Source organism: Neoroseomonas marina, from assembly GCF_012927745.1.
Taxonomy (GTDB): domain Bacteria; phylum Pseudomonadota; class Alphaproteobacteria; order Acetobacterales; family Acetobacteraceae; genus Neoroseomonas; species Neoroseomonas marina.
In genome coordinates this window covers 852,728-866,249 of sequence record NZ_JABBKX010000002.1, presented here as the reverse complement: position 1 = coordinate 866,249, position 13,522 = coordinate 852,728, and the positions used below count along the sequence as shown (strand labels likewise).

The following is a 13,522-nucleotide window of genomic DNA, read 5'->3' as shown; positions in this document are numbered from 1 at the left end:
GCCAGCCCGGAGTCCCGGCGGGCAGCAGCCGGTCACGGACGGAGCGGCGGCCACCGCTCAGCCCATTGCGTCGCCTTCTCATAAGCAGCCGCGATACGGAACAGCAGCGGCTCGTCGAAGGATCGCGTCACCAGCGACAGCGACAGCGGCATCCCCGTGGCACCGAATCCGCTGGGCATCACAAGCGCCGGATGGCCCGTCGCATTGAACAGCGCCGTGAGGGGATGCTGCCGGCGGAAGGGACCTTCGTCGACATCGGTGAGCAAGGGCGCCACCCCCGTCGTGCTCGCGCACAGGATCGCGTCGCAGCCGCCGAGCACCGCGTCGACCTCCGCGGTCAGGACGCGTCGCAGGCGCTGCGCCTGCACGTACTCCGCCCCGGAGACGAACGCCCCCATCGTCAGGCGTTCCCGCGTGACCCGCCCATACAGATGCGGCCGATCCCGGAGCCACGCCTGGTGGATGGCGAAGGCTTCCGCGAGCAGGATCCCCTGCGTCACCGCGTCGCCCCGCAGACGCGCCGGCAGCACGACATCGACGACGATGGCCCCGAGGCGACGCAGTCGGTCACAGGCGTCATCCAGCGCATCCATCGTCTCGGCATCGACCCCGGACTCGATGTCGTAGGATCTGGCCCGGCCGATGGTCAGGCCCTGCACGCCCGCGCCAAGCCCGCCGAGGTAGTCGGGGACCGGCACATCGGCGGATCCGGGCTCCTCGGCGTCGTATCCCGCCAGGGCCTGCATCGCCATCGCGCAATCCTCGACGGTTCGCGTCAAAGGACCCGCGTGATCCAGCGTGAACGACAGAGGGAATATGCCGCGCCGGCTGACCAGGCCGTAGGTCGGCTTCAGGCCGACGACGCCGCAATAGGCGGCTGGCAGTCGGATCGACCCGCCGGTGTCGCTGCCCATGGCCATGGCCACGAGCCCCGCCGCGACCGCCACACCTGAGCCCGAGGAGGAGCCGCCGGCGAAGCGCGCCGGGTCCCAGGGATTCCTGGCATTCGGGAAGGGCAGCACGTCGGTGGGCCCGCCGCGCGCAAACTCGTGCGTCGACAATTTGCCGAGCAGCACCATTCCCGCCGCTTCCAGCCGCCGGGTGGCTTCCGCGTCGGCCGCGGCAACATGATCGAGGCATTGGTGGGAATGGCACGACGTCCGAAGCCCGGCGACGTCGTAGATGTCCTTCAGCGCATAGGGGATCCCATGCAGCGGTCCGCGGCGACGACCGGCCTTGATCTCGACCTCCGCTGCCGCGGCGGCAGCCCGCGCCCGATCGGCGGTCACCAGGATGAAGGCGTTGAGCGCCGGATCGAGCTTGCCGATGCGCTCGAGCGCCTGCTCCGTCAGCGCGACGGGCGACAGGGACCCGGCTGCGATGGCACGCGACGCCTCGGCCAGGGAGGGAAGCGGCGCCATCATCGCGCGGCATCCTTCTGCCGCACGCCGAAGGCCGGTTCCGTCGCAGGCGGGAGGGGTTCGCTCAGCGGTGCCCGAAGGCTGCGCCAGGCGAGGAAGGCCTCGAACATCGCCGGGCGCCGCTCGGGCGGCAGGGTGATGCCGGCTCGCGCGAGGCAGATGTCGAACTCGGTCTCTGGGTCCACCTCGGGCACGCGATATCTCCGTCGAAACTGCGCCAGCCGTCCTCGACGATGGCCGGTCGGCAAAGCTGATGCGTCAGGACGCGCGCCGGACCTTCGCGGGATCGGCTTCGTCCCAGACCTTCTCGGGCATGGGCAGGCCGCCGAAGGTCTCCTGGCCCAGCGGGCGATCGGGCGGGATGCCGAGGCCTTCGAGAACCCACATGAACTGCCGCGTGTGCTGACCCGCGTGCCACACCGTCCGCTCGAGGAACTCATGCATGGTCTGCTCGCCGTAATAGACGTCGGCGCGCGCGGACCAGTCGCGCGTGCGGCCAGGTCCGTCGAACCAGTCCGACATGCGGCGGCGCATCTCCTCGCAATAGGCAACGAGCTTCCCGCGCGTCTCGTCCTGCGGTTCGGGCACGCGCATGTAGCTGTCGAAGGTCAGCGGGATGCCGTCCTCATGCTCGAGGAAGGCATCCGCGATATTGGCGATGTGCCAGCCGAGTTGCGCGAAGCTGCGCGGCCGGTTCGGCAGCAGCTGGCCAAGTGCCTCGTCCGGCATCTGCCCGATGAAGCGCGCGGCACCGCCGAGCACCGCGTCCAGCCGGCGCCGCATCTCGTCGACCGGCAGCATGCGCTGCTCGCCATAGGCAATGCCGCACAGCTTCGCGACGTCCCGCAGGACCTGGCCGTTCGCCCAGGCGTCGCCGCGGGTGACGATCGGCACCTGCTTCAGGCCGAAGCGGGAGAGTTCCTCGAACGCCGTCTCGTCCTCGAGCACGTTGCGCGACAGGAAGGGCACGCCGTGACGGGTGAGGAACTCCTTCGTGCGCAGGCAGGACGAGCAGCCGGTCATCCAATAGACGCGGATCGCGTCGTCGGTCGCTCCGATGGTCTCCATCTCGATCTCCTCCCTAGGCGGCGCGGGCCGTCAGGCCCGAGAGGTACGCCACGACCTCCTCCCGGCCGACCACGTCGCCGTACTTGGCGTTGATGTCGAACAGGTTGGCGTCGTGCGGCGCGTCGTGCCGGTCGCCGACGCATTCGCGCGGCACCACCACGCGATAGCCGTGCTGCACCCCATCGAGCGCACCGGCCCGCACGCATCCGCTGGTCGAGCAGCCGGCAAGGATCAGCGTGTCGACGCCGAGCGCGGCCAGCATGGGCGCGAGCGGCGTGCCGAAGAAGGGGCTCGGATACTGCTTCACGATCACGACCTCCTCCGGCAGCGGCGCTACCGCGGGATCGATCTCAGCAAGCGGTTCGCCCGGCACCAGCTTGCGCAGCGCCGGCACCTTGCGCACGAACCAGCCGCCATCGGCGCCGGACGGGTGGTACATGACCTTGGTGTGGATGACCGGGATGCCCGCGCGGCGCGCGGCGGCGAGCAGCGGCACCGTGTCGCGCACCGCGCGCACGACGCCTTCCGCATAGAAGGGCGACCCCGGCGTGGTGTAGGCGAGGGTGAAGTCGATCACCACCACCGCCGGCCTGGCGCCGAAGCCGACCTTGCCGTCGAAGACGCCGAGGTAGTTCTGCTCGCGGGTGACATCCATGGCGGGGCTCCTCACGCTTCGTCCGGAAAGTGGCAGGCGGCGACGTGGCCGGGATCATCGGCCGGGGTCAGGCACGGGTCGTCCTGGACGCAGACGCGTGGCAGCTGCGCGCCGGCTGCCTGGACCGTCTCCCCGCCGCGCGCGCCGACGATGCGGGCGCGGGGGCAGCGCGGATGGAACCGGCAGCCCGAGGGCAGCGCGGCGGCCGAGCCGATCTCTCCGATCGGGCGGATGCGGGCCTTCGCGCGCTCCCGCGCCGGATCCGCATGCGGCACTGCCGAGAGCAGCGACACGGTGTAGGGATGCCGCGGCGCGCCATAGAGCGCATCGCGCGGCGCCATTTCCACGATCCGCCCGAGATACATCACCGCGACGCGGTCGCTGACATGCCGCACGACCGCGAGGTCATGGGCGATGAACAGGTAGGCGACGCCGGCGCGCGACTGGATCTCCGCGAGCAGGTTGAGGATCTGCGCTTGCACCGAGACGTCGAGGGCGGAGACGGGCTCGTCCAGCACGATGAGCGCCGGATCGAGCGCGATCGCCCGCGCGATGCCGATCCGCTGGCGCTGCCCGCCGGAGAATTCGTGCGGATACCGTCCAGCCATCGCGGCGCGCAGCCCGACCCTGGACATCAGCTCGCGTGCGCGCTCCGCCGCCTCGGTGCGGGCAATGCCGTGGGCGATCATCGGCTCGGCCACGATCTGCCCCGCGGTCATGCGGGGGTCCAGCGATCCGTAGGGATCCTGGAACACCATCTGCATGCGCGGCCGCAGCGCGCGAAGCCCTGCGGTGGACGCCGCGGTGACGTCCTTGCCCTCGAAGCGGACCTGGCCGGCGCTGGGTTCGATCAGGCGCAGGACGAGGCGACCCAGGGTGCTCTTGCCGCTGCCGGTTTCGCCCACCAGGCCAAGCGTCTCGCCGGCGGACAGGGTGAAGGTGATCCCGTCGACCGCCCGCACGGCCGGCGCGGGGACGCCGAACAAGGCCCGCCCGCCGCCGAAGGTCTTCCGCAGGTCGTCCACTGCCAGCAGGGGGGTCATGCCGCCTGCTCCAGCATGCCCTGCCGGTGGCAGGCGACGGCATGACCCTCGTCGGTGAGCAAGGGTCGGCGGGACATGCATCCGTCCGCCTCCCGCGCGGCGAAGCAGCGCGGTGCGAAGGCGCATCCGGAAGGTCGCCGCTGCGGATCCGGCGGAGCGCCGGCGATGGGCGCGAGCATCGTGCCCGCCGGCGCGTCCAGGTCCGGAATGCTGCGGAACAGAGAAATGGTGTAGGGGTGCCGCGGCGCGCGGAAAACTTCGTCCACCCTCCCCGTCTCGACCACCCGGCCGGAATACATCACGGCGATCCGGTCGGCCTGTCGCGCCACGACGCCGAGGTCGTGCGTGATCAGCACCATCGCCATCCCCTCCTCCTCGCGGAGTTCGGAGAGCAGATCGAGGATTTGGGCCTGGACCGTGACGTCGAGCGCCGTGGTGGGTTCGTCGGCAATCAGGACGCGTGGCCCGAGGGCGATCGCCATGGCGATCAGCACGCGCTGGCGCATCCCGCCCGAGAACTGGTGCGGGTAGTCGTGGACACGCCTGGCAGGATCGGGGATCTGCACGCGCGCGAGCAACTGCACGGCGCGTTCCCGCGCTTCCCTGCGCCCGATCGACAGATGGGCGCGCAACACCTCGGCAATCTGGTCGCCGACGCGGAAGACCGGATTGAGCCCCGTCAGCGGATCCTGGAAGACCATGCCGATCTGCGCGCCGCGCACGCGCCGCAGGGATTCGGGGGCGAGGCTGAGCAGGTCGGTCCCGTTGTAGAGCGCCTGCCCCTCGATGACGCGCCCGGGCTTCGGCAGGAGACCCAGGGCGGAGGTGAAGGTCACCGTCTTGCCGGAACCACTCTCACCCACGACCGCCAGCGTTTCGCCCGCACTGACGGAAAGCGACACCTCCTCGACGAGGCGCACCGCGCCCGTCTCGCCGGGAACGGCGGCGGTCAAGCCACGAAGCTCGAAGGTCGCGGCGGTCACAGCAGCTTGCCCGTATTGCGCCGCATCTGCGGGTCGAGCGTGTCGCGCAGTCCATCTCCCAGCAGGTTCAGCACGATCACCGTGAAGGCGATGCACAGGCCGGCCGACAGCGAGATCAACGGATTGGTCGTGATGGAGGTCTGGCCCTCGGCGATGACGTTGCCCCAGGTGGGCGTGGGCGGCTGCACGCCGAGGCCGAGGAAGGACAGGCCCGCCTCCGCCAGGATGGCGGTCGCAGCGCTGACGGTGGCGACGACGATCACGGGCGGCAGCGCGTTCGGGATGATGTGCCGCAGGATGATCTTCCACGGTGACAGGCCGATGGCGCGCGAGGCCTCGATAAAGGGTCGCGGGCGGATGGTGAGCACGACCGAGCGCATCACGGCCGCCACGCGTGGCGTGTAGGCGATCGCGACTGCGACGATGATCGAATCGAGCGTGTTGCCGCGTGCGGCGACCAGCGCGAGCGCCAGCAGGAAGGACGGGAAGGCGAGCAGGATGTCGATCGCCGCGACCAGGGCGCGTTCCACCCATCCGCCGGCATAGCCCGCCACGGCGCCGAGGATGGTGCCGGCCGAGAGCGAGATCAGGACGACGAAGAAGCCGACCTGCAGCGAGACCTGCGCGCCGTAGATCAGCCGCGACAGCACGTCTCGCCCGAACTGGTCGGTCCCGAGCCAGTAGGTTGCCGATGGCGGAGCCAGGGTGTTCATCAGGTCGGTGCGGGTCGGCGAATGGGGCGCAAGCCAGGGTGCGAGCAGGGCGACGACCAGCAGCACCAGGATGCCGCAGGCCCCGATGACGAAGCCCGGATGCTTCGCGTAGCGGCGGATCGCGGCCCGCCGGCGCTGAGCCGCTTCCTCGCGGATCTCGATATCGTCCACGGTCGCGCTCATGCCTTGCGAAGCCTCGGGTCGATGGCGCCGTAGACCAGGTCCAGAAGCGTGTTCAGCAGGACGACCGCCGCGGCGAGGACGAGCACGCCCGCCTGCACCAGCTGGTAGTCGCGCGCCAGAATGGCCTTCAGGATGGTCGAGCCGAGCCCAGGGCGGCTGAACACCGCCTCGACCAGGATGGCGTTCCCGAGCGACCACGCGAAGGTCACGCCGATCACCGCAAGGATGGGAATCGCGGCGTTGCGCAACGCGAGGTGCCACACGATACGCCGTTCCGGCACGCCCATGGCGCGGGCCACGCGGATGTGGTCCTGGCCCAGCACCTCCAGCATCGCGGATCGCGTCAGCCGCGCGATGTAGGCGGCGACGGACAGGCCCAGCACCAGCGCTGGCAGCGCCAGGTGGTGGATCGCCGGCCACAGGCCGGGCTCGCTCGTCGCGCCGAGGGCGGGGAAAAGACCCATGTCATGCGACAGGACCAGGATCGCGACGAGGCCGAGCCAGAACACCGGGAAGGAGATGCCGCCGAGCGCCAGCGCCATCACCGCGACATCGACAAAGGTCCCTTGCCGGACCGCAGCGACGATGCCGAGCGGCACCCCGAACGCGATGGCGATCGCCATGCCGGCGACCGCGAGCTCCGCCGAGGGCGGCACGGCCGACCAGATCTCCGCGAGCGCGGATTGCCCGGTGACGACCGAGGCACCGAGGTCGCCCCGCGCCGCGCTGGCCAGAAACATCCCGTATTGCTGCCATACCGGCAGGTCGAGACCGAGGCGCGCGCGCAGCGCCGCGAGCGACTCGGTCGTCGCATAGTCGCCCAGCATGTAGATGGCGGGATCGCCTGGAATGGCCCTCATCAGGAAGAAGGCCACCGTGACGATCCCGACCAGCGCGACAGCGAGCTGCGCCGCGCAACGGGCGACGTAGAACAGCATCAGGCGCCGCGCAGCGACACGGGCGACGCGTTGACGGTGAACAGGCTGTTCTGCACGAAGCCCTGCACGCGCGCGCCATGGGCCACGAAAAGCTGCTCGGCGAACAGCGGCAGGACCGGCACGTCCTCCATGGTTTGCGTCAGCAACCGACCGTAGGCGGCCTTTCGCTGCGCCATGTCGGGCGCCCGCGCGGCCTCCGCCAGCAGGTCGTCCGCGCGGTCATAGCGCGAGGTATTGAGGCCGGGCGGGAAGGAACGCGTGTGAAACAGGGTCACCAGCGCGCTGTCCGGGTCGGGCGGACCGACAACGGCCGTGATGCATGACTGTACGTTGCCGCTGCTGCGCGCCTGGCCATAGGCGGCGCGTTCTAACACGCGCACCGTCGCCTGGATGCCGACCTGCTGGAGGTCGTTGGCAAGCGGCACCGGGAAACGGTCATAGGGGTTGAGCGCCGGCGTCGTGATCTCGAAGCGGAAGTTCGAGACACCGGCCTCGCGCAGCAGGGCGCGTGCACGGTCCGGATCGTAGGCGTAACGCGGCACGCCTTCGTCCGTGTACTCCTGGAAGGTCGGCGTGAGGACGCTCGTCGCCTCGGTCTTGGTGCCCCGGAAGAAGCCGTCGATCAGCGCCTTGCGGTTCATCGCATGCATGATCGCACGACGCACCCGCACGTCGCGCAGCGGCCCCGCCGTGGTGTTGAGCACCAGGTTGACGGTGTTGTTGGCCGGCCGGTCGAGCAGCGTCACGCCATTGGCGCGGCGCAGGCGGTCGATCACGTCGGGCGATTGCAGGGCGAAGAAGATGTCGAGCTCGCGGTTCTCGAGCGCGATGGCCGCCGCCGTCTCGTCCCGCACCACGCGGAACATCAGCTCGGACACCTGCGGGGCGCCGCCGAAATAGGCGGCGTTCGCGCTCATCCGGACCTCGTTGCCGGTGGTCCAACGTTCGAAGACGAAGGGCCCGGTGCCGATGGGATTCATGCTGTAGCGCTCGCCGATCTCCGTGACCGCGCGGCGCGAGACGATCCAGCCCTGGTTGAAGGCGCAGAGCTTGTGCAGGAAGCCGGAGTTCGGCGCCTCGAGCACGAAGCGCACCGTCATCGGGTCGGGCGCCTGGACTTCCTTCAGCCCCGCGAGCTGGCCGCGATAGGCGCTGCCAGTGGACGGATCCAGGATGCGGTCGAAGGAGAACTTCACGTCGTCCGACGTGAAGGCGCCGAAATTCTTGTGCCAGGTCACGCCCGGCCGCAGCCGGAAGGTCCAGACGGTGCCGTCGGACGAGACTTCGTGACCCGTCGCGATGTCGGGGACGATGGCGTTCGTCGCCTGGTCGTACTTCACGAGGCCGCTGTAGACATGCGTCGCGACCGACTGGTTCTCGATGCCGAAGATCTTCGCGGGATCGAGCTGCGAGACATCCGACCCGAAGCGGATGCGGAGCATCTGCGTACCCTGCGCCAGCACGGGACTTCCAAAGGCGCCCAGGGCGACGCCGGTCGCCCCCGCCATGATGCCGCGTCGACCCAAGCCGGGCGTCGTTGTCCGTTCACCCATCCTTCTGCACTCCCTTGCTTGTCGCATTGCCGCAGGCCGGATGTGCCGGCGCGTGGTCCTTGGGCCAGTCCCTGGGGAGACGTGCCGCGATCGCGGCCATGGCCTTCGCGAGTTCCGCCGCGCGCTGGGTCCAGGGCTCTGGAATCACAGCGGCCTCCTCGAACGCCACGGCGTTGCGCGTTCGTAGGCCATGGCGAGACGAAACATCGCGGCCTCGCCATCGGGACGCGTCATGAGATGCCAGTGCAACGGAAGCCCGCCGCGGGAGAAACCCGTGCACTGCACCATCGCCGGAAGACCCGCGAGGCTGGCCGGGGTCAGCATCGTCTCCATCGTGTAGGCGCTCGATTCCGGTTCGGCGCCGAGCCTCGGGGGCTGATGCAGTACGCCGAAGGAGAGCAGCACATCGTGCTCGGACCAGACCGGCACGACGGCATCCGCAAACGCGCGGCGGAAACGCTGTGCCGCAAGGTAGTCCACGGCGCTGACGCCAAGGCCGGCCATCACCTTGTCCCGGAGGGCTGCCCCCATCAGCGCAGCGGAGGAGCGAAACTCCATCTCGTGGATCGATGCCGATTCGACGGCACCGATGATCCGCGCGGCATCAAGGCAGGTCGACGCCGGCCACGGTAGCGCCGCATCCACGACCTCGGCGCCAAGGCCTGCAAGGACACGAAGCCCGTCCTCGAAGGCAGCCGCCATCTCCGCATCAGGAACAGGCAGAGTCGGACCCGGATCGCGCAGCACGCCGACGCGCAGACCCGCGACACCACCAGCACCCGCCGCGTGCAAGCGCGTCCCGATCGCCGCATCGATGACGATGGCGGCATCTTCCGCCGTCCAGGTGATCGGGCCCGGCCGGTCCATCGAATAGGTATTGGGCAGCGCGCCGTCCATCGGCAGCGCCCCCGGCGTCATGATGACGCCGCAGCATCCGGTCGCCGCGGCCGGCAGTCGCACCGAACCCGTGGTGTCGGATCCGATAGCGAAGAGCGCCATGCCCGTCGCAACCGCGACACCGGTTCCGGTCGAGGATCCACCGGTGAAGCGGGACCGATCCCAGGGGTTCCGCGCCGGCGGCTGCGGCAGGTCGAAATGCTCCGCGCCAGTGCCCGTGCCGTACTCCCAGGTTGCGAGCTTGCCCAACAGCGGTGCGCCCGTCGCACGCAGCAGCGTGACGATATCGGCATCGCGCGTGGCGAGGCGGCCCGTCCGCAGGCGCGAATTGGCCTCGCACGGCAGGCCGGCGACATCGAAATTGTCCTTGATGCCCCACGGAATGCCGGCCAGCGGCCCAAAAGTGGGAACCCGGGCGCCGGCCGCGTCGCGATGATGGAAGGCATGCAGCCCATCATCGAAGGCCGCGATGCGCGCCAGGCATGCTTCAAGCACCTCAGCCGGCGAGGATGTTCCCCGCTCGATGGCATCCAGGGCCTCGGCGACAGTCTGGCAGCCCGATTGTATGCAATCCTGTGATCTCGACTGGCTCGAGTTCATGTCGCGGCTCCAGTCGTGCCCTGCGGCGCGGCCGCCAGAAAGATCGCCTTGCCGGCCTCCACATGCGCGCGCATCACGGCACCGGCCAGGGACGGATTGCGCGACGCGATCGCCGCGGCCATCTCGCGATGCTGGGCAAGGCTGCGGCGGAGATTCGCCTCATCGAAATGGCGGAAATTGCGAAGGATCATCGGCGGCACGGCGAGCGTACCGAGCATCGATCGCGTCCGCGCCTGCCCGCTCATCTCCCAGATCGTCTGATGGAAGCGGACATTCGCATCGGAGACGGTTTCCATGGCCGCGAGCGTACTCGCCGGCATGCACGCCTCCCCCGCCTCGCAGGCCGCGAACAGGGCGGCAACGCCGGTCGCCGTCGGCCGCATCGCCGCCTGCTCGCAGGCATGGGCCTCGAGCAGCGCGCGCAGATCGAAGATCTCCTCGATGTCCTGACGCGACCACTCCGCCGCGAAGGCGCCCTGGTTCGGGACGACGCGCAGCCAGCCTTCCGCATCGAGCCGACGAAGCGCCTCGCGGATCGGCGTGCGACTCACGCCGAGCTGGGCGGCGAGTTCCTCCTCTCGCAGGCGTGATCCCGCAGGATAGGTGCCGTCAGCCAGACGGCGCCGCAGCGTGAGGTAGGATTGCTCCCAGGCAGTCGCCATCTCAGCTTCCTGCGCTCCGGCTGATCGTTCTTGGCGCTCTGCGATTGTATGCAGAAGGCACCGATCGGCGCAAGCCGCGCTCCTCGCCTATCCGGAGCGGATCACGCAGGGAACGACACGCCGGCATGCACCCCCCCATCAACCCGCGGGGTCGTTCAACGGTATGTCGACTTCAAGCAGCGGGGCGTGCTGCTGCGCCCCATAGACGTCGGTGTCGCCGACATCCCCGGCCGGGACCAGGCGCGGCAAGGTCGCCTTGAAAGCGGAGGCGGCGTCGTAGGGACTGAACTGCACATCCTCCTCCGCCACGCCGTAGAGGCGCGCGAAGAGCGCCGCGTTCAGCACGCCCGTCGCCTTGACGCGCGCATAGAGCGCAGGGTCTTCGAACAGGACGTCGATGGTGACGTGGAACGGCCCGGCGTTCTTGCTCTTGCAGACCTGGGCGATGTCACGGATCCGCGGCATGTCAGACGGCCTCGTATTCGATGGGGAACGGCGCGCAGGGATCGTCCACCGCCATGGTGTGGAAGATGCTGAAGCGATAATGCGGCCCGAGCGGAATGTCGGATGGCGAGAAGGGGAAGGCCATGTTGCCCTCCTTGCACAGACGCCCCGGGAAATCCGCATGCAGCAGGGACGTTCGGGCGACGGCCAGCACAGTGTTCGCCGTCTCCTGATCCGCGGCCACCACCTCGAGCACGAAGCCGAGTTCGTGCGGCGATCCCGCGTCGCGCTCGGGCTCCCAATCGGCCATGACGCCATCGCGGCCATAGGTGCGGACGGCGAGCCGCCAGCCTCCGGCGCGAACGCCGATCGCGGCGGCGCGCGCGGCCACGCGATCCCGGTGCGCCGCCAGGTAGCTGTCGATCTGGCCGATCAGCACCGGATCGCGCGTGCCGCATACCGTCATGGTGCGATAGCCGTTCAGTTCCACGCCTTCGAGCTTCACCGTGTAGGTCGGCGACGACGTCCACCGCATGCCGCCGACGCGAACGGCGCGATCGGTCACCGCATCGATGCTGATGTCGGCGGTATCCAGGATTCCGCCGGGCTCGACATGGCGGATAGGACTGGCGTTCTCGTGCAGCGCGAAGTTCGATACCGACAGCGGCGTGCAGCGGCGGATCGGATTCGGCGGCTCGCAGACGACATGGTCGTCCCGCACGGTGACCAGCAGACAGTCCGGCTCCTTCGGCACCGCCGGTTCCGCACCGCATTCGAGCATCTTGCCGGCGTACCAGGACGGGGCCGGAGGCAGGCCCGCGCGGATGGCGACCGCGGCCCATTGTGCGGGGTCGCTGCTGCGACCGCACAGGATCACCTGCGCGCCGGCATCCAGCGCGCGGATGATGGGTTCCGGACCCATCATGCCGACCACGCGCACGGCCCGGTCGATGGTCGCGTCATCCAACGTCGGCAGCTTCGCCAGCGCGGTCGTGCGGCCGGCCGCCACTGCGGCCTTCAGGGTTGCCGCATCCTGCTCGGCATGGATCAGCGCCATGCGGAAGGACAGACCTTCCTCGCGCGCGATCTCGCGGACCAGAGCCGCCGTGTCCTGCAAATGCGGCTCACCGCCCGCACCACCTGCGGTACCGACGATGCAGGGAATGCGCGCCGCCATCGCGGCGAGCAGCATCAGCCGCAGGTCGCGCTTGACCGAGAGTCGCGCGCAGAAGCCGGTACCGGAACCGAGGTAATGCGGCCCCGGATCCGTGCTGCCGCCATCCGCGCCGATGACATGCGGCGCGGCCGCCATGCCGATGCGCAGCGCCTCCTCGGAAAAGCCGTAGCCGAGGATGCCGCTGGTCGACAGCATGCGGACTTCGTTCATGACGACCGCCGGATCAGGCCGTTGCGCGACGCTTGCGCCCACCGCGCATCGTCCTCGCGCATCAGCGCCGCCAGTTGCTCGAGGTCGAGGGACGCAACCTCGTTGCCGAGAGTCCGGTAGCGGGCCTGCATCTCCGGCGTGGCCATCGCCTGGTTGATCGCCTGGTTCATCTGGCGGGCAATCGCTGCCGGGAGGCGCGCCGGCCCGAACAGACCGAACCAGCCATCGAACTCCGCCTCCTGCACGCCGGCCTCGCGCAGCGTCGGCACGTCCGGCAGGTAGACCGACCTCTCGCGCGAGGACACGCCGATCAGCCGGATCTGGCCCGAGGCGACCAGGGCGGCCGCCGTCGCGGGGCTGCCCCAGGCCACCGGAAGATGTCCGGCGGTCAGGTCCGCGAGATAGGCGCCGCTGCCGCGATAGGGCACCTCATTCAGCTCGATCCCGGCCTGCTTCGCGAAGAGCGCCGCCGTGTAGCTCGACTGCGCATCGGAGGTCCCCTGCGCGATCCCGCCGGGCTGCGCGCGGGCCGCCGCGATCAGGCTCTGCAGGTCGCGGAATGGCGCCCGGTTGCTCGACATCAGGACAAGCGGATAGCGCGCCATCAGCGCGATCGCCGTGAAGTCTGTGACCGGATCGTAGGGCAGCGTCTGCATCTGACGCGCCATGATGTGCGTCGCCGTTTGCGCTACGAAGGTGTAGCCATCCGGCGTGGATCGCGAGACCTGCTCGGTGCCGACAACGCCGTTCGCGCCTGGGCGGTTCTCGACCACGAAGCTCTGGCCGAACCGCCCGGTCAGGGCTTCCGCGATCGCCCGGCTGGTGACGTCGGTGCCGCCGCCCGGGGCATAGGGCACGACGATGCGCACGGGCCGCGTCGGCCACTGGTCCTGCGCGAAGGCCGAGGCCGGCCCCGAGAGCGCGGCCGCGGCGAGAAGGGCTCGGCGGCCCGGCAGAATTCGGTTCATCGTCGCT

Annotated in this window: 14 protein-coding genes; all 14 read right to left on the bottom strand. The window is 69.6% G+C overall.

The window, feature by feature from the left end; translation table 11 throughout:
* Nucleotides 1-32: 32 nt before the first annotated feature.
* Entirely contained in the window at nucleotides 33-1,424 is a 1,392-nt protein-coding gene (locus GWK16_RS09445; RefSeq protein ID WP_170053657.1) for an amidase, read from the bottom strand.
* A complete protein-coding gene (locus tag GWK16_RS09440) occupies nucleotides 1,421-1,615 on the bottom strand; it encodes a hypothetical protein (RefSeq protein ID WP_170053656.1) in 195 nt (64 codons plus the stop codon). Before GWK16_RS09440 ends, GWK16_RS09445 begins: the two co-directional genes overlap by 4 nt.
* Before the next feature lie 64 nt (nucleotides 1,616-1,679).
* Nucleotides 1,680-2,489 (bottom strand): glutaredoxin domain-containing protein, encoded by an 810-nt coding sequence (locus GWK16_RS09435; RefSeq protein ID WP_170053655.1) that lies wholly within the window; start codon nucleotides 2,487-2,489, stop codon nucleotides 1,680-1,682.
* Between the two features lie 13 nt (nucleotides 2,490-2,502).
* The gene (locus tag GWK16_RS09430) at nucleotides 2,503-3,144 is read right to left on the bottom strand and encodes an N-carbamoylsarcosine amidohydrolase (protein ID WP_170053654.1); all 642 of its coding nucleotides are present in this window, start codon (nucleotides 3,142-3,144) and stop codon (nucleotides 2,503-2,505) included.
* Nucleotides 3,145-3,155: 11 nt separating this feature from the next.
* The gene (locus GWK16_RS09425; protein ID WP_170053653.1) at nucleotides 3,156-4,187 is read right to left on the bottom strand and encodes an ABC transporter ATP-binding protein; all 1,032 of its coding nucleotides are present in this window, start codon (nucleotides 4,185-4,187) and stop codon (nucleotides 3,156-3,158) included.
* Nucleotides 4,184-5,170 carry an ABC transporter ATP-binding protein gene (locus GWK16_RS09420; RefSeq protein ID WP_338144442.1) on the bottom strand — a complete coding sequence of 329 codons (987 nt, stop codon included), beginning with the start codon at nucleotides 5,168-5,170 and terminating at the stop codon, nucleotides 4,184-4,186. The genes GWK16_RS09425 and GWK16_RS09420 overlap by 4 nt, the downstream gene beginning before the upstream one ends.
* Complete coding sequence (locus GWK16_RS09415) at nucleotides 5,167-6,066, bottom strand: ABC transporter permease (protein ID WP_170053652.1); 900 nt, start codon at nucleotides 6,064-6,066, stop codon at nucleotides 5,167-5,169. Before GWK16_RS09415 ends, GWK16_RS09420 begins: the two co-directional genes overlap by 4 nt.
* Complete coding sequence (locus tag GWK16_RS09410; protein ID WP_170053651.1) at nucleotides 6,063-7,004, bottom strand: ABC transporter permease; 942 nt, start codon at nucleotides 7,002-7,004, stop codon at nucleotides 6,063-6,065. The genes GWK16_RS09415 and GWK16_RS09410 overlap by 4 nt, the downstream gene beginning before the upstream one ends.
* Nucleotides 7,004-8,557, bottom strand: a complete 1,554-nt coding sequence (locus GWK16_RS09405; RefSeq protein WP_248291228.1) for an ABC transporter substrate-binding protein — start codon at nucleotides 8,555-8,557, stop codon at nucleotides 7,004-7,006. Before GWK16_RS09405 ends, GWK16_RS09410 begins: the two co-directional genes overlap by 1 nt.
* Nucleotides 8,558-8,701: 144 nt before the next feature.
* A complete protein-coding gene (locus GWK16_RS09400) occupies nucleotides 8,702-10,054 on the bottom strand; it encodes an amidase (RefSeq protein ID WP_170053650.1) in 1,353 nt (450 codons plus the stop codon).
* Nucleotides 10,051-10,716, bottom strand: a complete 666-nt coding sequence (locus GWK16_RS09395) for a GntR family transcriptional regulator (RefSeq protein ID WP_170053649.1) — start codon at nucleotides 10,714-10,716, stop codon at nucleotides 10,051-10,053. The genes GWK16_RS09400 and GWK16_RS09395 overlap by 4 nt, the downstream gene beginning before the upstream one ends.
* A gap of 138 nt (nucleotides 10,717-10,854) precedes the next feature.
* Nucleotides 10,855-11,181, bottom strand: a complete 327-nt coding sequence (locus GWK16_RS09390) for a DUF4387 domain-containing protein (RefSeq protein ID WP_168043632.1) — start codon at nucleotides 11,179-11,181, stop codon at nucleotides 10,855-10,857.
* Between the two features lies 1 nt (nucleotide 11,182).
* Nucleotides 11,183-12,547 carry an acyclic terpene utilization AtuA family protein gene (locus tag GWK16_RS09385; protein WP_248291227.1) on the bottom strand — a complete coding sequence of 455 codons (1,365 nt, stop codon included), beginning with the start codon at nucleotides 12,545-12,547 and terminating at the stop codon, nucleotides 11,183-11,185.
* Nucleotides 12,544-13,515: a tripartite tricarboxylate transporter substrate binding protein gene (locus GWK16_RS09380; protein WP_170053648.1), complete on the bottom strand. Its 972-nt coding sequence runs from the start codon at nucleotides 13,513-13,515 to the stop codon at nucleotides 12,544-12,546. Before GWK16_RS09380 ends, GWK16_RS09385 begins: the two co-directional genes overlap by 4 nt.
* Nucleotides 13,516-13,522: the final 7 nt, after the last annotated feature.